The following is a 21504-nucleotide window of genomic DNA, read 5'->3' as shown; positions in this document are numbered from 1 at the left end:
CGGGGCTGTCCGAGGAAATCTGAATGATTAGTGTATTTGATATCTATAAAATAGGCGTTGGCCCATCCAGTTCGCATACTGTTGGCCCGATGAAAGCAGGAAAAGAGTTCATCGACGATCTGCGTGAAATGGGTAAACTTCGTCAAATCACCAAAATTACTGTTGATATTTATGGATCATTATCACTGACAGGCAAAGGTCACCATACGGATATAGCCATCATCATGGGACTTGCCGGTAACACCCCGGAAAAAGTTGATATCGATAGTATTCCCGGCTTTATTGCCAGAGTTGAAGAAACAGAACGTCTGCCGGTTGGCATGCATTGTCATACGGTTTCTTTTCCTAAAGAGACCGGGATTACATTCCATAAAACCAATCTTGAATTACATGAAAATGGCATGAAGCTGCATGCCTGGGTTGAAGACGAAAACGTCTACTCTAAAACCTATTACTCCATTGGTGGTGGCTTTATTGTCGATGAAGAAAACTTCGGCAGGGAAACAGAGTCAGGAGTTCAGGTCCCTTATCCATTTAAGAGCGCGGATGAACTGATCAAACAGTGCAAAGATACCGGTTATTCTATCAGTGCCCTGGTCATGGAAAATGAAAGAGCATTACATTCTGATGAAGAAATTCACACTTACTATGCCCAAATCTGGAAAACTATGTGTGAATGTATGGAACGGGGCATGCATACGGAAGGTATTTTACCCGGCCCAATGCGTGTGCCACGCCGTGCAGCGGCACTTCGTCAGCAACTGTTAACGGCAGAGTCGACATCCAGTGATCCCATGTCAGTGATTGACTGGGTGAATATGTTTGCTTTTGCGGTCAACGAAGAAAACGCAGCCGGAGGACGGGTTGTCACAGCACCAACCAACGGTGCCTGCGGCATCATCCCGGCGGTTTTAGCTTACTACAACAAATTCATCCAGACTGTCACCGAAAAAGATTATATTCGCTACTTCGCAGCATCAGGTGCGATTGGCGGACTTTATAAACGAAACGCTTCGATTTCAGGTGCTGAGGTCGGGTGTCAGGGAGAAGTTGGCGTGGCTTGTTCAATGGCTGCTGCTGGCCTGACAGCCCTGATGGGCGGAAGTCCGGAACAGGTGTGTATTGCAGCAGAAATCGCAATGGAACATAATCTGGGACTGACTTGCGACCCCATTGCTGGTCAGGTTCAGATTCCATGCATTGAGCGCAATGGTATTGCCGCTGTAAAATCGATTAACTCTGCACGGATGGCGTTGAGACGCTCATCCGACCCAAGAGTTTCTCTGGATAAGGTGATCGAAACCATGTTTGAAACCGGTAAAGATATGAATAAAAAATACCGCGAAACATCTCAGGGTGGTTTAGCCATTAAGGTCATCTGTTAAGTCACACTTCCCGATAACACAGCCATTCTGATGAAATATCATTCTTATGGAGAATGGCTGATCTCAACATTCACCGACATCAGCGGGCTCTGATTATCCCCAGGATGCGGTGTTCAGTGAGATTTGGGTATCAACGTTTTCTTTGACTCATCGTACCGGTTCAGGATGATTTATATCAATAAATCATTAATTTATCAGATTCATTTCATCAAATATATTTACTGATTTTGTGTCTTTACTTCATCGTCACAAATGAAGAATATGAACCGGTGTTTTAATTTTTAAAATGAAAGTGTCATTTCTGAAACACAGAACCTTATCTTCAATTCAGGGAAATTCGGGGGAGTGGCCCATGTTGAAACGTTATTTATCATTTGTTGTCTTTATGCTGTGTGCTGCCGGATCAATTATTGATGATTCCCGCGCAGCTGTATATATGGCGAAAGGCGAGTTATCCGATCATATGCTGACTTTACCATTCGGTATTTTTTTCACTGTCATGGTCTTTATCATTGTATTTTATCCGGTGAAAAATCAGGAAAGTCCTGCATAACAACATCAACCACAGCGAACTCATTTGTTCATTAAGCAATACAATTAGTTCATTAAGCAATAAAAAAGGAAGGCAAGCCTTCCTTTTTTACGTCTTGCTGCAACCTCAGCAATGTTCAAACTCAGCTTCGTCCTGCCATACGGGTAAACGCTCGAAGATAGTTTCGACCGCCGACTTGACCATATCCGTCATCGGAAATGCGAAAGCAACCGCAGCAGGCTGAATTCCGATGAAAGTGACTGTCGGCACAAAAGTCTTTAGTTCATCAATCATAAAATTCAGTGGCAGGCTATGCGTCGATACCATAAACATATCCGCAATGGTATCCGGATCAATAATCCGGATTTCTCCGGCTTTTTCACCAAAATCAGCGGCATCAACAACCAGAACGTGCTCTGGCTTAATCTTGCGAATCAAATGCAGCGTATCTTCGGGCATGGTACCGCCTTCCATGATTTCCCAGCCATCAACAGGATTCTGATGAAACAGCTTAGCCAGATAAGGCCCGGCACCATCATCTCCCATCATTGAATTTCCGACTGTTAAAAGGATCTGACGAGCCATCATCACCCCCCCCGAACCATTAAATACATTGTTGGTTCATGATGGATGGCTGTCAGAATGTTCAACAGACCCCGGGTCAGTTCCCGGGATTTTTCTGATTGTCTTTCAGTATCAATCTGATCAAAAGCAAGAGCCAGCATATCTATGTGTTCCGGATAAACGGTAATTTCGCCAAACATCAGAAAGCCTTTCATTTTACGATAGGCTTCACCGTCTTCAGGCAGAGCACGAATCCACTCCAGATATTCCTGACCGGTACAATCCATTTCTGACTTCAGACAATCAACAATACCTAAATGATGCCCAATCGCCAGACTGTAGTACATGACCTGTTTCGCTTCTTGTGGCATCTCGCTTTCATCAACAAACTTACGGCTCAGACGATAAAAACTGACCTGTCCGTTCAAATGTCTTGACTCAGCTACATCCATGGCAACCTCCCTGCTCTCCGGTAAGCTGTTTCATGACCTTGCGCATCAACGTATTAACTATCTCCGTCAAACGGGGATCATCATGTGCATGGAGATAGGCCTGTATTTTTTCATCGACATTCATCGCGTCACACTGTTCCAGAATGTCCATCAGCTCACCAGAAATGCGTTTGCCCTGACGATAACCCGCCAGTAAACGGGCTTCCTGCTCAATCATCACTCTGATATTTTGCGGAATACCGGTATGGCGCAGCGATGCAGGTTCTGCATCGGCCTGATGATCTTTCGCATGCATTTTTTGCTCTAAAAGACCTAAAGCAACGGCAAAACCATAAAGTGTTGCCGCTGGTGTTGGAGGACATCCCGGAATATAAACATCAACCGGTACGATTTTATCTGTACCACTCCAGACACAGTACAGATCATGGAAAATTCCACCATCGCAACCACAAGCACCATAAGACACGACGACCTTCGGATCCGGTGCCGCTTCATAAGCCCGCAGAGCCGGTGCCCGCATCGCGCGGGTTACAGCACCTGTAAAGAGTAAAATATCAGCATGCCGTGGAGAAGCGACGACTTTAATCCCAAAACGCTCAGTATCATAGACAGGGGTTGTCGCGGCAAAGATTTCAATCTCACAAGCGTTACAGCCCCCACAATCAACCCGGTACACATATGCCGAGCGTTTGATGTCTTTGAGTAAGACCTGCTTTAATTTTTCATGATCGGGGGAAACTTCAACAGGGACGGATTCCGTATGCTTAGCCCCGGCTAACTGCTTAAAACCTTTCACACATCCTCCTCAACACGAACTTCATTCTCTCCGGCAAAATGACGGCCAGGTGTAAGATTAATCCCATCAAGCATATTAGCCTTCCGGCGACACTCCGGACATGTTTCCAGCTGACGGCGGCGCATTATCAGAGCTTCTCCGGTCAAGCCTGAATTCTCCAGTGAGTCAACGACATAATTCAATAGCTTTTTCGCCACAAATGGTCGCTCGCACAATGAACACTCCGCCAGCTCAAACTCTGCTGATTCATATAAATCAGCTTTATTGGTCACAGCAAGCTCAAACTTTTCAGACAGCTCAATAGCATGTGTCGGGCAGACTTCTTCACAACGTCCACAGTAAATACACCGGGCAAGAGACAGTTCCCAACGACGAACGCCTTTATTTGCGTCTGTTTCCATAATCAACGCATTTGCCGGACACGCCCGGGTACAGGCGCCACAAGAAATACACTGACTGGCATCCAGTTCAGGTTTTCCGCGAAAGTCTGTTTGCACTTCAAAGGGTGCAAACGGATATTTTTCTGTCGCGTTACCGGTTTTTAAGACGGTTTTAAATAATTTAAACATAGCGACACCTCAACTACATTGATTTCAGTGGGGAATTCTTACGATTCACACTGTATTGCTCGATTGCTTTATATGGGACGGTCTGACTCCGCTTTTTCTTTGTATCCACAATCGTGACACGATCTGTACATGAATAACATGGATCAAGACTACCAATAATTAACGGCGCATCAGCAACAGTATTGCCTCGCAACATATAACGCAGGACCGGCCAGTTTGCATAAGTAGCAGCCCGGCAACGCCAGCGGAACAGTTTCTGATTATCACCGGTCATACTCCAGTGAATGTTTTCTCCCCGCGGGGCCTCGGTGAATCCCAGTGCAAATTTATTCGGCACATACTCAAAATCTTCCGTTAAGATGGCACCTTCCGGCAGATGGTCCAAACCAAACTCAACAATATTCAAAGAATCAAATACTTCCCGGATTCTGACCAGTACCCGAGCCTGAACATCACCAGTATCGATATGTTGCAGCTCAATAGGTACATCGGCATAAGATTCCAGAGACTGACCATGTACAATCCGGACGTCCCGTTCAAAACCGGCACCACGAATCAAAGGACCAACCGGACTGAAATCCCGTGCAATATCTTTTGCCAGAATACCAACACCGGAGATCCGGCTGTCGATGTTTGGCGTAGCCAGCAGCATGTCGACCAGTTCAGAAAAAGACTTACGGACTTCTCTGACAACTGCCAGGCCTTTCACCCGCTGCTCCTTGAGGAAGTCACGGCGAATCCCGCCAATCAGGTTCATGCCATAAGTTTTACGCGCGCCGGTCAGCAACTCTGCCAGCTCCATTGTTTTCTCCCGGATACGGAAGAACTGCATAAACCCGGAGTCAAATCCGACAAAGTGGCTGGACAAACCAATATTCAACAAATGACTGTGTAGTCGCTCAACCTCCAGTAATACGGTACGAATCATCTTCGCCCGGACCGGCACTTCAATGCCCAATGAGTTTTCGACGGTATTGATATAACCGACACTGTGGGTAAATCCGCAAATCCCACATACCCGGTCGGCCAGAAAACCAACTTCATTGTATCCCATCCGGGTTTCAGCGAGCTTTTCCATACCACGATGCACATAGAACATCCGGTAATCCGCATCCACGATATCTTCACCATCGACAAATAAACGGAAGTGTCCGGGTTCATCACTGGTGATATGCAGCGGACCAACAGGCACAATACGGTTTGAATCATTCCCGAGTTCATTGACAAACGGGTAAGTCTCTGTGCTTGTGGTTGGTTCAGGACGCTGGCGATAATCCATGGCATCTTTACGCAATGGATGCAGGTCTTCTGGCCAGTCATCCGGTAAAACCAGACGCCGCTCATCCGGCAACCCAACGGGGTGCAAGCCGAACATATCGCGAATTTCACGCTCCCCCCAAACCGCAGCCGGAATGTGTGGCGTTAAAGAAATAAATTCCTGACTATTCGCATCAACCAGGACTTTGACCGTCACCCAGCTTTTCACTTCACCTTCCATTGATAAAGCATGATAAACCCCGAAACATCCGTTCAGGCTACGTTCATCATTACCAAATGAGACCGTCAGCCAGCCGCCCTGATCGTAGTAAAGCCATTTCATCACCTCAACCAAAGCGGTCATTTTAACGGTGATTGTGACCTGATTCTCTGTTTGCCACGCCTCGTCCAGGATTGCAGATGGGAACAGATGACGCACGCCTTCGACATACTGCTTACCAATTTGACGTTGCGATTGATTTGTTTGTACAGTTTCCATTCAACATTCTCTCTAACTTAGTGACTTTGAGGTGTAAGCATGGCCGATTCGGTACCTGCACCGATAACATCCTGCCAGGGTAAATGAAGTGATGGCAATATTGATCCCTGTGGCTGGTTAATGACAACCTGAACTGCCTGATCAATCCCATGTAATAAAACACCGGGAATATGTGTGCCCATCAATACCATCAGTATCAGAAGAACGACCAAAGGCGCCACCGTAAGATAATTAACTTCACCGGATTCCACACCATCAGGTGCTTTGCCCAGAACACACCCGGCAACTAACCGGGCAAAACCAGCCAATGCCAGTGTGAGGACCAACAACAACAGAATGGTCAGATAAGGATGTTGGGTATAAATACCAGAACAGATAATTAAAAACTCACTGATAAAGAGATTAAATGGCGGAACACCGGCCAGAGCGAGTGCACCAGCACCAAATAAAATCCCTGTCCAGGGAGAAACCCGAACGACGCCTTTGACAATATTCATATCACGCGTACCGTACTTTAGCATGATATTCCCTGCGCCGCAGAACATCAGCGTCTTACCTATACTGTGATTCACCACATGCAGCATCGCGGCAAAAATCCCCAAAGGCCCCAGACCGACAGCAAAAGTGATCAACCCCATATGTTCAACACTGGAATATGCCAGTAACCGCTTTATATCTTTTTGGATCAATATCATCAGCACAGCGACGGCGACAGAAGCAAATCCGAATCCGATCAAAATAAATCGTGCAAAATCACTCCCCAATACATCAGAAGTGATCACAAAGTGACGGATAATCACAAGCAAAGCACAATTCAGCAGGCCGGCTGATAACAAACCGGAGACCGGACTGGGAGCTTCGGAGTGCGCATCAGGCAACCATGAATGCATTGGGAACAGGCCCGTTTTCGTTCCGAACCCAATCACAATAAAAATGAAGCTGATTTGAATCAACCGGGGATCTAATAAATGCGCATGATCTCTGATCTGCGTCCACAACAGCGCCTGCTCCGGATTATCAAAAACAGCGACTGCATTTCCGTAAGTAATGACCGTACCAAATAAGCCAAATGCAACAACAACGCTACACTGCATGATATATTTCCATGCGGCTTCCAGAGAGGTTCTCTGATCATAAATACCAACCAGAAATACCGAACTGACCGTTGTAGCCTCAATCGCAACCCACATCATAATGATATTGTTTGCAGTCAAAGCAACCAGCATGCAACCGAGGAATAAACTGAACAGCCCATAATAAACCGAAACCTGCCGGCTACTGAGCTCACCATGCTGGTATTCATGACCAATATAGCCCAGAGAATGAATCCCGGTCATCAGAGCAACCAATCCCAAAACCCCCAGGAACAGAGCGGAAAGTCCATCGAGAAGCAACCATTCTCCGGCAGAATGCATCGCACCGTGTTCAAAGACCTGAAGTGCCAGCGTCCATGAAATCATCCAGGTTGCCACGACACTAACCACATGCGCGAAAGATGCAATGCGATGTGATGCTGATTGAATACAGGCACAAACCAATCCAACGACCGCTGCCGCAAAAGGAATCCCAAATAAATACGGGAGATAAGTATTTAATGACATCATGTCGCTACCCCTTTAATACAGTCAGTTGGTTGCCATCTAAGGTATGTAGCTTACGGAAAATCAACCGGGCCAGAACGACCATAAAGATCACCGCAAAAATCGCATCAATCGTTATACCTATTTCCAGCAAATGAGGTGCCCTGTGTGCGACCAGAGCTAACATCAATGATGAACCGTTTTCCATCAGGCAATACCCAAAAATCTGCTTCAGAATATTGCGCTGGGAGATAATACACAGCAACCCAATAAAGAAATGAGCCAGAGAAACTGCCAGTACCGGTTTCAGCTCAGCAACCATCGGTAAGTGGACCGGTTCAATGATATACATACAGATCACACTGATAGCAGCAACAATACTGCCGATCCAGACCGGATGAATCAAAACCCGCTCTGCTTTTTCATCACGCATTTTTCCCAGCTGTACATACAAAATCACAGGCAAAAGAACGACTTTGGTAACAAAGGCAGTAATTGACCAGTCATATAATGCATGCGCATCATATTCATGTGCTATCGCCCAGAAGAGCAATACCAGCACAAGAGACTGAAGAGAGTACAAACAAGCAGTTGTTGTAGTCTTGCGGGCAATAACGACCAGAAACGAAGTCACCAGTAACAGCCCCGCCAAGTTGTTAATCATTAGATTATCCATTTATTTCACTCCTAACTCAGCCATGCTGATGCAATCACGCTCGAGAAAACAGACATGGCTATCAACACGATCAGTGTGACTTTCATGTAAACAGGGAGCGGAGAAATTTCTTCAACCACCTCAGATGGCTCGCCGATGACCGCTTTTCCAAACCAGTACAGCAACCAGCCAAAAGTAGCGACAGATTCAACCAGCGCCAGGATCAATACCGGTGTTAACCAACTGTATTGAGAGGACAGCCCGAACCCGGCTTCAATCAATGGGAATTTACTGAAGAAACCATTAAAAGGCGGCACACCGGCAATCGCCATCGCAGCCACACAGAAACCGACGCCAAGCAGTGGAGAACGGCGAATCAGGCCCTGAATCTGAGGTAACATGCGTGTACCACAGGCATAACTCAGCGAACCGGCAACTAAGAAGAATAAGCTTTTGGCAAAGGCATGGTTAAAGATATATGTAATCCCGCCGTCCATCGCCAGAGAGGAGCCCAGCGCAGCCATGGATAAAGCCAGAAAGATATAAGCCAGTTGAGTAATTGTGGAATAGGCAAGCAAGCGCTTCATATCTTTTTGTGGTAAATACATCAGGAAACCGTAAATCATGGTAACCATCGCACCAATAATACCGACTATCCCGACCACTTCCGGAATATTTCCGCCAGAAGACAGAATGCCACGGGCAAAAATATACACACCGACTTTCACCATCGATGCCGCGTGTAAATAAGCACTGACTGGTGTCGGTGCATTCATCGCATCCGGTAACCACATATGCATAGGCAATTGTGCCGATTTACCCCAGGCAGCAAACATAATGCCAAACATCACCAACATTTTTGTGGTTGGATCCAGTGCTGCAATGGCTGTCAGTTCAAATGTTCCGGTATTCACAAACAGCAGAGCAGCAGCTAAAAACAACCCTAATGATGCAATATGCGTCACAATCAGCGCTTTCAGTGCGGAACGAAAAGCAATGGGAGTTTGATAATAACCAATCAGAGACCATGAACATGCACCGGTAATTTCAAAGAACAGCAACTGACCAAGGATTGTTGATGACAGAACTAAACCAGCCATCGCACCGATAAATATCAGCAGGAAAATATAGTAACGCGGATCGCCCTCATGAGGATGTTCCTTATTTCCCCGGCTCATATAACCTAAAGAATAAACAGTAACAATTAATCCCAGCCCGACAACCGCCGCTGCAATCAATGTACTGACCTTATCAACCACTAATCCGAAAATTAAAATGTGATCGATTTGCATGAGTGGAATCGCTTGGGTTTCCGCACCTGATGCGAAAAATCGCGAGGCAAGAAACCAGGTTCCTAAGGTCGCCAGTGCTGCAAATATCTGACAAATCCATTTCGCCGATGTTTTCGGTGAAAACAGAATCACAAGCGCGCCAATAAAAGGAACGATAATCGTAAATAAACCTATCATCTCCATCGTTTCAATGCCTCACAATCCAATGATGTAAAAGGCTAACGCTAAAACAGCAAAAGCAAATGCTGACCAGGTTAGACGATTTGAATTCATAAAACGGACCCGGGCCATGCCATTCTCAACCAGACCGGCGAGGAAAAAGACCACAACCATTTTGATAAACAAAATGACGGCCGCCAGTACAAGTCCTGTGAGTGTCAGTTCAGCTGCTTTTCCCCAAGGCAGGAAAATCGCAAGAAATAACTGAGCCACAACCAGTTGTTTCAGCCCGAGGCCAAGTTTCACCATCGCCAGACCAGAACCCGAATACTCAGTCACAGGCCCTTCCTGAAGCTCTTGCTCCGCTTCGGCTGCATCGAAAGGCAATTTGCCCATTTCAACAAACACAGCAAACGCGCAGGCAATTGCAGCAAGAATAACCGTGATCGGTTGATGAGCGACTTCCGACAGCATCCCCTGGCTGATGTACCCAAGATCCGTCGAGCCAACAACCAATGCCATCACAAAAATGGACAACATCAGAATCGGTTCAACCAACACACCCAGAGTCAGTTCACGGCTGCTTCCGATACCACCAAACATGCTGTTGGAGTCAATCCCGGCTAATGCAAAGAAAAAGCGGAAAATAGCCAGCAGATAAATATCGGTAATCACATCACCGGAAATAGGGAATGGAGAAGTCTGTGTTAACGTGGGTAATGCCATTGCAACCAACAGCATGGTCACAATCAACACCCATGGCATCATCCAGAAAATCATCCCGGCATTTGCCGGAGCAACAGACTGACGACGTAATAATTTGACAATATCACGGTAGTCTTGCAGCAACCCCGGACCGCGTCGGGAGTGAATTCTGGCCCGGATCATCCGGGAAAAACCGGTCGCAAGTGGTGCTAAAAACAGCATAAGCAAAGCTTGTGCGACAGCAAGCGTTATCCAGCCAGCACCAGGCATATGTAATTCAGGCATTATTTCACTCCTGTATCAAACGGGAAGAAAAGCAGCACAATCAGAGTCACCACGATGTAAACACAGTAAATTCTGAAATCACCATTCTGTAACTTTCCAACCCAGCGGCTGACGTTGAAAGCCAAACGACAAACCGGCTGAACCAGATACCGGTCAAACATAGGTTCTACCGTTGCAGCAGATGAAGTCACAGCAGAAAGTGAGCGCTTCATCCAGCCGCCAGGATCCAGCTGATGCCTCAAACGATAGACAGGTGCAAACATGAAACGTAATGGCTGGGTAAAGCCCTCAGCAGAGACGGTCATCCGGTGTTCATAGGCATAACCACATGCCCACGGGTCACCCTGTTGACGCTGTTTTAAACGCTGACCTTTAAAGAAAGACAACACGGCGGCAGGAACAACCAGTAAAACCAGTAAACCAATAGCGATAACAGGCGTGGAAAGAATTGCCTGTGTGGTTGAAACAGGATGTAGTGACATGCCCTGACTGACAACAATCGGCGATTGACTGAGAGTCGAGCTGGCTATATCTGAGATATAAGGTGAAATCCATGGCGAACCAATTCCCAGAATCACACACATCACAGCAAGAAATCCGGCACCAGCAACCATCGACCAGCCAACTTCTTTGGCCTGTCCTGCTTTTTCCGTCCGGGGAGCCCCGCTAAAGCAGATGCCATAGACCTTGACAAAACACATACAGGCTAAAGCACCGGTAATCGCCAGCATCACAACAGCGACGGGACCGGCAATCAACATCGCGATATCACTTTGCTGACTCAGACTGAATAAAGACTGGTAAATAAACCATTCACTGACAAAGCCATTGAGTGGCGGCAGAGCAGAAATGGCCATTGTACCAATCAAAAAAGCCAGTGCTGTGTATGGCATTAATTTTCCTAAACCGCCCATCTTTTCCATATCTTTGGTATGAGTGCGGAAAATCACCGAACCAGCGCCAAGGAAAAGTAATCCTTTGAATACCGCATGATTCAGCAAGTGATACAAACCCCCCAGCAAGCCAAGTGCCGCAAAAGTCGGATGGCCGGTTGCGACGCCTATCATCGCGACACCGACACCCATCAAAATAATGCCGACATTTTCGACCGTATGATAAGCCAGCAATCGTTTGATATCGTGCTCTGCCAGCGCATACATCACCCCCAGTACAGAAGAAACCGCACCAAAAGCCAGCACAACATAGCCCCACCAGGCTTCAGCGCCACCGAGGAAAACAAGTCCCACTTTGATGATTCCGAAAACACCGATTTTTACCATCACACCGGACATCAGTGCAGAAGCATGAGATGGTGCTGCCGGGTGAGCCAGCGGCAACCAGCCATGCAAAGTAATCATCCCGGCTTTGGCACCAAAGCCAAAAAATGCCAGCAGGAAAATCACGGAAGCTTCCCAGGCAGGCAAATTCAAATGCATGAAGTCAGAAAAGTTGAGAGAACCGGAGGCGCGGTAAAGCATGAAAAAGGCGATCATAATCAGCACTGAACCGGCATGAGCAATAAAAAAGTATTGCAAACCTGCCTTGACGCTCTTTTCATTTTGTTCAACCAGAACCAGAAAGTAAGATGCCAAAGACATCATTTCGAAGAACACAATGAAGTAGAAAGCATTGTCCACGACCACTAATGCAATCATCGAAGCAATAAACAGGTTCAGGAAGAAACAAATTCCCCACCCGCCTTTTCCTTCATACTCTTCCATGTAATGCAAAGAATAAACAGATGCCGCAATGACGATCAGTGAAATCACCATCACCATAAATGCACCCAAAGCATCCATGTTGACGATCAATTGGGCAAACGGGAAAGGGCTGAACAATTCCGTTTTCAGTATTTGAGCACTGATCAAAGCAGAACCGGCACTCAATACCCCAAGGCAGCCACCCAATGCAGAAATCACTCCGGATAGGCGCACCATGGTTTTTTCTTTATCTCCGCTTCCCAGTAAGGCGACCAGACTGGAAATGAGATAACAGCCTATTGATAAAGCTAACAGCTCTAAAGCATTCATAAAGCTACTTCTCCATATCCATGTTCACGGTTTGTGAAACAGCCGCAGCATCGATGCGTTTCGATGACTGAGCCTCCAGCGCAGATGACTCATCAACCAAAACAATTGCACCGGTCGGACAAACTTCTGCACATGCCGGCCCCTGTTCACGAAAACCGCATAAGTCACATTTCACAGCAATACTTTTGACACCCGGCTCCCAGGCTAAAATATCGTGTCCAAACAGTCCGGGGACGGAGGTAGAAGGGTTTGAAGAACGAGGTGTCGAAGGAATATAAGTGTCGTAACTATTCGCCAGTGCGACCGGACGGCTTCCATCAAATGCAATGGCCCCAAAAGGACAGGCGACGGCACAGAGGGTACAACCCACACAAGCTGTTTCTTTCAGCAGAATGCGGTCGTTCTCTTTTACAATCGCCTGAACCGGACATACAGCAGCGCATGGCGCGTCTTCACAATGCCGGCACATCACGGGAGCCGTTGCATCATCGTGTTTGATAACGGTCAAACGCGGATGACTTTGCATTCCCTCTTTTTTGTGTACTTCGGAACAGGCGGCCATACAGGTTTGGCATCCGATACACTTCTGAGGATCAGCAACTACAAAGCTTTTCATAGCATACCCTGTCAGTTAAATAATCCTCTTATAAGCAACTATTAAGCCAACAGAAATAACACCAACTTTATTCATTTAAAACATAGAGTTACAACGATAAAAGGACAAAATAAAACAGAATATCAAAAAAATATCAGACGATATTCACAGCGTTCGACAGCTTTTGTCGACACAAGTGACGAGAAGTCATTCCCCGAAAATACAGGCCCATTAAAAATGGCTGTCACATAAAAAAGGCTGCAACAATGCAGCCTTTTCATTTTCAACTCACTTTTCCTCTGAATCGCACTGGTGACGTTTGACGCCTTGCAGGCAAAAAGTCAGATTTCAGAAAACCGTCAGAATTTCAGAAAACCTTTACATTTCAAAAAACCTTTAAATTTCATAAATTAATGCTCATTCATGGTGTACTGACTCTGGGGCGTGTTTATAGTTTAAACCGTCCGACAATATCAGTTAACTGACCATTCATCCGGTTAATTTCCTCAACATTGACCAGCGTTTTCTGTCCATTGCCGTTGAGCACGGTAACCATATCATGCAATGCCGTCATATTACTGCTCAGCTCCTTCGTCACACTGCTTTGCTCTTCAGCTGCTGTCGCTATTTGTGTACTGAGCCCGCTGATTTCCCCGACATAATTCATCAGTGTATCCAGACTTTCAGCAACATGACCTGAACCATCGGCAGTTTCCTGACACCGCTGTCGGGTATCATCCATTGAGCTGACAACCATATCAGTACCTTTCACCAGTTCCGTTAAAGCCTCTTCAATTTCTTCCGTACTCTCTTTGGTCCGGCTGGCAAGATTTCTGACCTCATCAGCAACGACCGCAAAACCACGTCCCTGTTCTCCGGCGCGAGCCGCCTCAATTGCAGCATTTAAAGCTAACAGGTTCGTCTGCTCAGCAATGCCGCCAATCACGGTCAAAATCGTATTAATTCCCTGGGTTTTATCATTCATTTCCTGTACGTTGTGAGAAGCGCTATCAACATCATCAATTAAAGCAGCAATCGTCGTATTGGAGCTTTCAAGAATATCCCGCGACTGATCACTGGTTTCATCGGCCTGATGAATCAGCTCCGCGGTGTTAGCCGCATCAGAAGCCATCGATGTCGCGGTCAGGTTCATCTCTTCAATTGCAGTCGCAATCTGTTCTGTTTCCGAGACGTGACGGGTCAGTATATCTGAGTTTTCTTCCGCCTCCCCTTTCAACCGGGCCATATTACCTTTTAATCCGGTCGATACATCCTGAATCTCCAGCATCATTTGTTGCAAGCTGGCAATAAAGCGGTTGATACCATCCGCCATTTGCCCCAGATCATCTTCAGATTCAACGTTCAAACGCTGTGTCAGATCGCCGTCACCACGTGATAAGCCCATAATGGTTTTTTTCAGTGCAAGAATTGGCCGGTAAAGGACGCTAATCACAAAAAAGGCAATCACGACACTCAGAATTGTTGCAATCAAAGCACTGACAATCGCGGTATTACGGGCCGATTTTAACGCGGCATAAGCAATATTTTTATCCAGAGATATCACAAAGAACCACTGTTTATCCCCCAAAGAGATCTGATGAGAGAACAATAACCGTTCCTGACCGTTGGCTGTATAATCGGTCCAGTAAACGTTGCTGCCAATCACTTTTGAAACAACATCTTTCAGGTCAGGTAGCTTTTGTCCGCTTTTACCCGGCGGAATGGCCGGCGAAGTTGAAGCCAGAACAGTTGAATCATGATTCATGATAAAAGCTTCTGCACCCGCAGAACTCGTTGCTTTTTCAACAATCTGATTTAAAAAGCCCAGCTTCATATCCGCACCAATCACGCCACTGTATGTTTTCTGGACAATACTGAGCCAGTAGACATTCGGGTCGGCTTCATCAGGATAAGGATCCGTGACAGACGGTTCGATTGCCTTCCTGCCATCCTGGTAATAACTCATTTTTCGGATGTCATCATTAAACTTGTGATCGGGCCAAGCATCACTGGTTTGATTCCAGTAAGCATCCCCATTTTCTTCAAAACCGATAAATGAGCTTCCGGTATTTAATGCACCGGCAAATACCTTGGTTAAAGCAATATAATCGTCAGCAGAGCTCCCGGTAAAAGGTTGATCACGAAAAATTTTGCCCAGCTCCCGGACCCCGTCTATTTTTTCTTTAAGATAAATTTCAACCAGTTGAGCTTTACTTGCGACATTCTCCCGGCTATTGCTGATAATCAGATCTGTCATGGCTGCTTCTTCGTTGACATAAGAAACATAACTGCTTACGGAGACTGCTGCACCAACAAGTATCATCACAGAAATGATTAATAGCTGCTTTAAACCAAACTGTTTCATATTATTACTTCCATTTACGACTCATATATACATTGATATGTACCAGGGCGTGTTTATCTTTCATCGCTGTTCCTGCGACGATGAAAGATAAACACGCCCTATTATATCGGCCTTAAATGACAGAAGTTGAGATTAATTATTAATCTGTACGGTATAATTATCCCGCCCACTTATTTACGGAGTCACTCTTTTCGAACACTGATATACCCAAACAACCTGAAGATGCAGAACCCCATCCCAAGGGCTCTGCCTCATCTTCCGAGGCGCGAAAAGCCTGCTTATCGATATCTGGCTCGTGACCCAAAGTGGCGCCTGTTCAGGAACGATTTAAGGGCTGTTGACCCTACAAAAATGTCGCCATAAAAGGCGACATACACAGCTCAAAGAAAGAGATAAATCAACCCGTTTTACAGGAATGCTTTATAAGGTAATTCCGGCTCATCGGTAAAGATATCCCGGAAACCCCGAAAATGCTGATAATGCATCCGGCCTTTATCTGTTGGATAAGTATACTTTCCGCCAACCTGCCAGAAGAAAGGCGCAAAGGCATATTGCAGACGCTCTTTCTTCATTTGCCATAACACTTCAATTTCACGCGGATCATTCTGGAAGTTGGCCCAGATATCATGGTGGAAAGGCACCACAACTTCACAGTCAAGCGACTCACCTGCCCGCAAAATATCCGATGCCGTCATTTTATCTGTCACGCCACGTGGATTTTCACCATAAGAAAGGAGCGCGACGTCGATATCATATTCATTTCCGTGTTTGGCATAGTAGTTTGAATAGTGTGAATCGCCGGAGTGATAAACAGAACCACCCGTGGTTTCAATCAGATAATTCACCGCCCGGTCATCCATCCCGTTCAGGATCTCTTTATCATAAGAGGAAGTACCTTCCGGCAAGGTGACTAATGCCGTCCGATCAAATGAGTCCAGTACTTTGATTTTGACGTCACCGACTTCAATCACGTCACCGACCTTCGCCACAACGCAGCGCGCTTCAGGAACCCCCCAACCACGCCATAAATTGACACAAGCCTGCGGGCCAATAAACTTCACATGATCACCGCAGTTTTGCAGTACCGCCGCCGCGACATTCACATCAATATGATCCGCGTGATCATGCGTTGCCAGCACTGCATCAATTTCTTTAATTCCAAATGGATCTAAAACAAAAGGAGAAGTCCGTAAATTTGGTTGCAGTTCACGCACCCCACCCATTCTCATCATCTGGTGTTGATGCTTCATCCAGGCATTTTGCTGGGTTTTCTTGCCGGTACCACACCAAAAATCAATCGATAAATTGGTATTTCCTTCTGTTTTCAACCAGATACCAGTGCAGCCAAGCCACCACATTGAAAATGTATTGGGTGCAACGACTGTTTTTTCAATTTCCTCATTCAGCCAGGTCCCCCATTCGGGAAATGTACTTAAAATCCAGGATTCACGTGTAATCTCATTCACCTTACTCATAAACTGCACCTTTTATTTCATATTCATCAGATAAATTTTGTGTGTAGGGAACCGGGCGTTTTCATCATGACAAAGATGAAAACACCTGATATTCATATTATTTTTATTCACATCACTTTGATTGAGCGCGGTAAACGGCTGCCTGAGTCTGTTGACCTGGGCTTCTAGACAAGAATCACCCTGGTTCCCTGCGCTTGAAGCCCCTGAATCACTTCAGGATCGGCCGCTTTACCTGTAATTAAAATATCGATTTTCTCTGCCGGACAAAACAGCATCCCGGTGCGCTGTCCGACTTTGGAACTATCAACAACCACAACCAGCTGGTCGATCTGCTCCAGCATCTGCTGCTCTGAAACGGCGGTCAGCATATCTGCTTTGTACAGTCCGGCTTCAGTGATTCCTTTACCGCTGGTAAACATCCAGTGGCCCGCATAACCACTTAAGGCATCCGGCGCCGGATTCAGAAATATATGCTGGGTTTTGTTGTACTGCCCACCGATGATAATGACATCATCATGATCTTCGTTAATCAGATAACTGGCCAGAGGAAAATAATTAGTGACGATCTGAACATCTTCTCCGCATAGCTGCTGCCCTAAAAGAAATGCTGTCGAACCACAGTTAATCACCACGCTGTCCCCCGGCTGACACAACTCAGCAGCATGTAATGCAATTAAAGATTTCTCTTCATAATGCTCGGTACTGTTGATATTCAGGGGTGTCCACTTTCTTTTCTTTGTCTCTATCCGCTCAGCACCGTTACGGACTTTTCTTAACTTTCCCAACTCATCCAACTTGGAAATGTCACGACGGGCAGTTGCCGGTGACACATTAAAAGCATCAATAATATGAGAGACATTGATTGCCTGCTTCTCTTCCAGCAGCGACAAAATACCATGATGCCGTTGAACTTCATTCATACTTATCACCTTATTTTTTCATCACGTGACCACTTGGTGATTAATTTTGATTTTTTTTGATTCTAATAATCATCACATTCAATGTCAATTTCTCTCTCAATAAAACTTTGCGCCATCTCATAATAAAACATAAGTAACTGTTTTTATTCAATTTTAATTATTTCAAGGTGATCCAACTATCATTTATATCAATTTTCCATACCGGAAATTGATAAAAATCAAAGTAATCAAAAACAATCATTGAATGATTAGATGTGATTGTTAAATTATATTTCGTGAGCAAACTGAGTCTGTTTCATCGCAAACCGAAGCAACTGACTCTGACCTACATTCAATGACAATTACAAATATCAGGGGTAAAGATATGGAGTTCCTGTACGATATCTTCTACATTTTTTACAGTCAGGTGATGACCAAAGCACCTTTACTACTCGGTCTGGTCACCTTAATCGGGTATTGGCTTCTCAAGCGCGATGCCACCACTATTCTGAAAGGATCAATAAAAACCATCGTCGGTTTTATGCTGGTTCAGGTGGGTGCCGGTACACTGGTGGCAGGCTTTAAACCCGTCATCTCAAAATTATCTGAATATCATGGTTTAACCGGTTCTGTGATTGACCCTTACACAACGATGATGGCAACCATGGAAACCATGGGAGACCGTTATTCCTGGGTCGGATATGCTGTTCTTCTGGCGCTGGGTATCAATATTCTTTTGGTTCTTTTCCGCCGTTTTACCGGTATCCGGACCATCATGTTAACCGGGCATATCATGTTCCAGCAGGCTGGATTAATTGCGGTGTTCTACCTGATCACCGGTGCCGGCATGTGGGAGACCATCGTCTGTTCTGCTGTGTTGATGGCACTGTACTGGGGAATTTCCTCAAACATCATGTTCAAACCAACTGAAGAAGTCACCGGGGGTGCAGGCTTCTCGATTGGTCACCAACAACAGGTCGCGTCGTGGATTGCCACCAAAGTCACACCCAAATTAGGTGATAAAAACGATAGTGTCGATCACCTGAAACTGCCTAAATGGCTGCACATTTTCCACGACAGTATCGCAGCCACAGCTATCGTAATGACCGTGTTCTTCGGCATCATTCTGCTGTCTTTTGGTTTGGACAACCTTCAGGCAATGGCCGGAAAAACCCACTGGACAATTTATATTCTGGAAACAGGTCTGAAATTTGCGGTTGCCATTCAGGTCATTGTTGCCGGGGTAAGGATGTTTGTTGCTGAACTTTCTGAAGCCTTCAAAGGCATCTCCGAGCGGGTCATTCCCAATGCCGTGCTGGCGATTGACTGTGCGGCTATTTATGCATTTTCCCCGAATGCGATGGTCTTTGGTTTCATGTGGGGGGCAATCGGTCAGTTCTCCGCAGTTCTGGCTATGCTGGCTTTCAATGCACCGATCATGATTATTCCCGGCTTCATTCCGATGTTTTTCTCCAATGCAACCATCGGTGTCTTTGCCAACCACTTTGGCGGCTGGCGCGCTGTGATGAAAATTTGTTTTGTCATGGGCATCATTGAAGTGGTCGGTTCTGCATGGGCAATTCATCTGTTTGGTCAGTACGGCGTCGAATTCAACGGCTGGATGGGCATGGCTGACTGGGCATTGGTTTTCCCGCCAATCATGCAGGGGCTGTCATTCTCGAAAGTGTTCTTTTTTGTACTGATTGCACTGGCAGGTGTTTACATGTTCTTTGCCTCTAAAAAGCTACGGGCAGAAGAAGATGCCCAGGGCACCATTGAGATCTCAGAAGAACCTGAAATTGTTGCAGCCGTCGGTCAGGCCATCGCCAGTCATGACGATGCCCGCCCGGTCAGTATTCTGGCTGTCTGTGGGAACGGACAGGGATCTTCTATGATGATGAAGATGAAAATCGGTAAGTATCTGGATAAAAAAGGCATTCCTCATGTGATGGATTCCTGTGCTGTCTCCGATTACAAATCCAAACTGGCAACGACTGACATCATCGTCTCTTCAAAGCACTTGTCTTCAGAAATGGAGCCGGGGGATGGCAAATTTGTACTCGGTGTACAAAACATGCTGAACCCGAATTCATTTGGCGATGAGCTGCTGGACATCATTCATAAAAACTTTGCTGATAAATAACAAATCTGAAACGACCTACGATCGTGCCGGCTGCTGATTCTGCCGGCACTCATTCCGGAGAAACAAAACCATGGGACTGAAACAATCTCTGATTGATAACAACTCAATTAAACTACAAGCTTCAGCGGCCAACTGGCGTGAAGCAGTCAAAATTGGTACCGATATGCTGATTACATCGGGCGCCATCAAATCTGAATATCACGAGGCGATCATTCAAAGTGTCGAGGCGCTGGGACCTTATATCGTGATTGCGCCTCAGCTGGCTCTGCCACATGCCAGACCGGAAAATGGTGTCATCCATACGGCATTTGCATTAGTTACCCTTGAGAACCCGGTTCAGTTTGACGGTGAAGATGAACCGGTAGATGTCTTAATTACACTGGCCGGCAGCTCTTCCGATGAGCATATGGAAGGGCTGATGGAGGTGACTCAGGTGCTGGACGATGAAGACAGCGAAACCGGTGTTGACCTGGATAAACTCCGCCGCTGCAGGACCAAAGAAGAGGTTTACAGCGTGATAGATCAGGCATTGGCTAACGCATAAAAACAGGAGCAATGTCATGTATAGTGAACTGAAAGAAAAAGTTCTCGAAGCCAATTTACAACTCCCCCGGCATGGGCTGGTCACGTTTACCTGGGGCAATGTATCAGAAATTGACCGGGCATCAGGCATTCTCGCCATTAAGCCCTCGGGTGTGGAATACAGCCAAATGACAACCGATGATATTGTGATTGTTGATTTGGACGGCATTGTGGTGGAAGGACAACTGAATCCTTCCAGTGATACAGCAACACATATCGAGATTTATAAAGCATTCCCGGATGTGGGAGGCGTGGTTCACACCCATTCCCGCAACGCAACAATCTGGGCACAGGCCGGGCTGGACATTCCGGCACTGGGCACCACCCACGCCGACTATTTTTATGGCGATATTCCCTGTACCCGCTGTCTGACAAAAGATGAAATCAGCCAGAACTATGAAAAAAATACCGGACTGGTGATTGTGGAGGAATTTGCTCTGCGCCAGCTCGATCCGATGAGCGTCCCCAGTGTGATTGTCTCAGGTCATGCACCTTTTTCCTGGGGAAAAGATGCCACAGATGCGGTTCATAACGCCGTCGTTCTGGAAGAAGTTGCGGCGATGGCTATCGCCACCCGTTCACTGAACAGCGGGATCAAAATTCAGCAAGCGCTGTCAGACAAACATTACTTACGTAAACACGGTGCAAACGCTTACTACGGCCAACATTAATATTAAGTCACGGG

The 21504-nt window shown here is 46.2% G+C and carries 19 protein-coding genes; 5 read left to right on the top strand and 14 right to left on the bottom strand.

Translation table 11 applies throughout. From position 1 onward, the window contains the following. Positions 1-23 precede the first annotated feature (23 nt). Positions 24-1385, top strand: coding sequence for an L-serine ammonia-lyase (locus tag OCV29_RS04960; RefSeq protein ID WP_073604690.1), 1362 nt, complete (start codon positions 24-26; stop codon positions 1383-1385). A 352-nt stretch (positions 1386-1737) separates the two neighbouring features. Then, positions 1738-1938 carry a hypothetical protein gene (locus tag OCV29_RS04955; protein ID WP_139281628.1) on the top strand — a complete coding sequence of 67 codons (201 nt, stop codon included), beginning with the start codon at positions 1738-1740 and terminating at the stop codon, positions 1936-1938. 105 nt (positions 1939-2043) lie between these two features. Here OCV29_RS04955 and hycI read toward each other — a convergent pair whose 3' ends face one another. The 14 genes from hycI to ulaR form a co-directional block, all read right to left on the bottom strand. Continuing rightward, entirely contained in the window at positions 2044-2502 is a 459-nt protein-coding gene (hycI, locus tag OCV29_RS04950; protein ID WP_073604738.1) for a hydrogenase maturation peptidase HycI, read from the bottom strand. Positions 2503-2504: 2 nt separating this feature from the next. After that, positions 2505-2933: a formate hydrogenlyase maturation HycH family protein gene (locus OCV29_RS04945; protein ID WP_073604688.1), complete on the bottom strand. Its 429-nt coding sequence runs from the start codon at positions 2931-2933 to the stop codon at positions 2505-2507. Then, positions 2920-3729 carry an NADH-quinone oxidoreductase subunit B family protein gene (locus OCV29_RS04940; protein ID WP_073604687.1) on the bottom strand — a complete coding sequence of 270 codons (810 nt, stop codon included), beginning with the start codon at positions 3727-3729 and terminating at the stop codon, positions 2920-2922. The genes OCV29_RS04945 and OCV29_RS04940 overlap by 14 nt, the downstream gene beginning before the upstream one ends. Next, positions 3726-4298, bottom strand: coding sequence for a formate hydrogenlyase complex iron-sulfur subunit (locus OCV29_RS04935; protein WP_073604686.1), 573 nt, complete (start codon positions 4296-4298; stop codon positions 3726-3728). Before OCV29_RS04935 ends, OCV29_RS04940 begins: the two co-directional genes overlap by 4 nt. Before the next feature lie 13 nt (positions 4299-4311). Next, a complete protein-coding gene (locus tag OCV29_RS04930) occupies positions 4312-6054 on the bottom strand; it encodes a hydrogenase large subunit (RefSeq protein ID WP_073604685.1) in 1743 nt (580 codons plus the stop codon). Positions 6055-6071: 17 nt separating this feature from the next. Further along, positions 6072-7658, bottom strand: coding sequence for a hydrogenase 4 subunit F (locus OCV29_RS04925; RefSeq protein WP_245796923.1), 1587 nt, complete (start codon positions 7656-7658; stop codon positions 6072-6074). Between the two features lie 4 nt (positions 7659-7662). Further along, positions 7663-8310 carry a hydrogenase 4 membrane subunit gene (gene hyfE, locus OCV29_RS04920; RefSeq protein WP_073604684.1) on the bottom strand — a complete coding sequence of 216 codons (648 nt, stop codon included), beginning with the start codon at positions 8308-8310 and terminating at the stop codon, positions 7663-7665. Between the two features lie 11 nt (positions 8311-8321). After that, a complete protein-coding gene (locus tag OCV29_RS04915; RefSeq protein WP_073604683.1) occupies positions 8322-9764 on the bottom strand; it encodes a hydrogenase 4 subunit D in 1443 nt (480 codons plus the stop codon). A gap of 12 nt (positions 9765-9776) precedes the next feature. Continuing rightward, positions 9777-10730 carry a respiratory chain complex I subunit 1 family protein gene (locus OCV29_RS04910; protein WP_073604682.1) on the bottom strand — a complete coding sequence of 318 codons (954 nt, stop codon included), beginning with the start codon at positions 10728-10730 and terminating at the stop codon, positions 9777-9779. Next, the gene (hyfB, locus tag OCV29_RS04905) at positions 10730-12760 is read right to left on the bottom strand and encodes a hydrogenase 4 subunit B (RefSeq protein ID WP_073604681.1); all 2031 of its coding nucleotides are present in this window, start codon (positions 12758-12760) and stop codon (positions 10730-10732) included. The genes OCV29_RS04910 and hyfB overlap by 1 nt, the downstream gene beginning before the upstream one ends. Positions 12761-12764: 4 nt before the next feature. After that, positions 12765-13376 (bottom strand): 4Fe-4S dicluster domain-containing protein, encoded by a 612-nt coding sequence (locus OCV29_RS04900; protein WP_073604680.1) that lies wholly within the window; start codon positions 13374-13376, stop codon positions 12765-12767. Between the two features lie 427 nt (positions 13377-13803). Continuing rightward, entirely contained in the window at positions 13804-15720 is a 1917-nt protein-coding gene (locus OCV29_RS04895) for a methyl-accepting chemotaxis protein (protein ID WP_073604679.1), read from the bottom strand. Positions 15721-16127: 407 nt separating this feature from the next. Continuing rightward, positions 16128-17195, bottom strand: a complete 1068-nt coding sequence (gene ulaG / locus OCV29_RS04890; protein ID WP_073604678.1) for an L-ascorbate 6-phosphate lactonase — start codon at positions 17193-17195, stop codon at positions 16128-16130. Positions 17196-17359: 164 nt separating this feature from the next. Then, the gene (gene ulaR, locus OCV29_RS04885; protein ID WP_073604677.1) at positions 17360-18115 is read right to left on the bottom strand and encodes an HTH-type transcriptional regulator UlaR; all 756 of its coding nucleotides are present in this window, start codon (positions 18113-18115) and stop codon (positions 17360-17362) included. Between the two features lie 364 nt (positions 18116-18479). Between ulaR and OCV29_RS04880 the strand changes: the two genes are divergently transcribed. The 3 genes from OCV29_RS04880 (at position 18480) to OCV29_RS04870 (ending at position 21490) form a co-directional block, all read left to right on the top strand. Then, positions 18480-20237, top strand: coding sequence for a PTS ascorbate-specific subunit IIBC (locus tag OCV29_RS04880; RefSeq protein WP_073604676.1), 1758 nt, complete (start codon positions 18480-18482; stop codon positions 20235-20237). 70 nt (positions 20238-20307) lie between these two features. Next, entirely contained in the window at positions 20308-20781 is a 474-nt protein-coding gene (locus tag OCV29_RS04875; protein WP_073604675.1) for a PTS sugar transporter subunit IIA, read from the top strand. A 16-nt stretch (positions 20782-20797) separates the two neighbouring features. Next, entirely contained in the window at positions 20798-21490 is a 693-nt protein-coding gene (locus OCV29_RS04870) for an L-ribulose-5-phosphate 4-epimerase (protein ID WP_073604674.1), read from the top strand. The last annotated feature ends 14 nt before the right edge of the window (positions 21491-21504 follow it).

Origin of the sequence: Vibrio aerogenes, assembly GCF_024346755.1 — a bacterium.
Lineage (GTDB): Bacteria > Pseudomonadota > Gammaproteobacteria > Enterobacterales > Vibrionaceae > Vibrio > Vibrio aerogenes.
The sequence above is the reverse complement of the archived record's forward strand: the minus strand, read 5'-3'. Positions and strand labels throughout refer to the sequence as shown.

Coding starts and splice junctions, on each gene's coding strand:
- OCV29_RS04960 (WP_073604690.1), top strand. CDS start 24: ATGATTAGTGTATTTGATATCTATAAAATAGGCGTTGGCCCATCCAGT.
- OCV29_RS04955 (WP_139281628.1), top strand. CDS start 1,738: ATGTTGAAACGTTATTTATCATTTGTTGTCTTTATGCTGTGTGCTGCC.
- hycI (WP_073604738.1), bottom strand. CDS start 2,502: ATGGCTCGTCAGATCCTTTTAACAGTCGGAAATTCAATGATGGGAGAT.
- OCV29_RS04945 (WP_073604688.1), bottom strand. CDS start 2,933: ATGGATGTAGCTGAGTCAAGACATTTGAACGGACAGGTCAGTTTTTAT.
- OCV29_RS04935 (WP_073604686.1), bottom strand. CDS start 4,298: ATGTTTAAATTATTTAAAACCGTCTTAAAAACCGGTAACGCGACAGAA.
- OCV29_RS04930 (WP_073604685.1), bottom strand. CDS start 6,054: ATGGAAACTGTACAAACAAATCAATCGCAACGTCAAATTGGTAAGCAG.
- OCV29_RS04925 (WP_245796923.1), bottom strand. CDS start 7,658: ATGATGTCATTAAATACTTATCTCCCGTATTTATTTGGGATTCCTTTT.
- hyfE (WP_073604684.1), bottom strand. CDS start 8,310: ATGGATAATCTAATGATTAACAACTTGGCGGGGCTGTTACTGGTGACT.
- OCV29_RS04915 (WP_073604683.1), bottom strand. CDS start 9,764: ATGGAGATGATAGGTTTATTTACGATTATCGTTCCTTTTATTGGCGCG.
- OCV29_RS04910 (WP_073604682.1), bottom strand. CDS start 10,730: ATGCCTGAATTACATATGCCTGGTGCTGGCTGGATAACGCTTGCTGTC.
- hyfB (WP_073604681.1), bottom strand. CDS start 12,760: ATGAATGCTTTAGAGCTGTTAGCTTTATCAATAGGCTGTTATCTCATT.
- OCV29_RS04900 (WP_073604680.1), bottom strand. CDS start 13,376: ATGAAAAGCTTTGTAGTTGCTGATCCTCAGAAGTGTATCGGATGCCAA.
- OCV29_RS04895 (WP_073604679.1), bottom strand. CDS start 15,720: ATGAAACAGTTTGGTTTAAAGCAGCTATTAATCATTTCTGTGATGATA.
- ulaG (WP_073604678.1), bottom strand. CDS start 17,195: ATGAGTAAGGTGAATGAGATTACACGTGAATCCTGGATTTTAAGTACA.
- ulaR (WP_073604677.1), bottom strand. CDS start 18,115: ATGAATGAAGTTCAACGGCATCATGGTATTTTGTCGCTGCTGGAAGAG.
- OCV29_RS04880 (WP_073604676.1), top strand. CDS start 18,480: ATGGAGTTCCTGTACGATATCTTCTACATTTTTTACAGTCAGGTGATG.
- OCV29_RS04875 (WP_073604675.1), top strand. CDS start 20,308: ATGGGACTGAAACAATCTCTGATTGATAACAACTCAATTAAACTACAA.
- OCV29_RS04870 (WP_073604674.1), top strand. CDS start 20,798: ATGTATAGTGAACTGAAAGAAAAAGTTCTCGAAGCCAATTTACAACTC.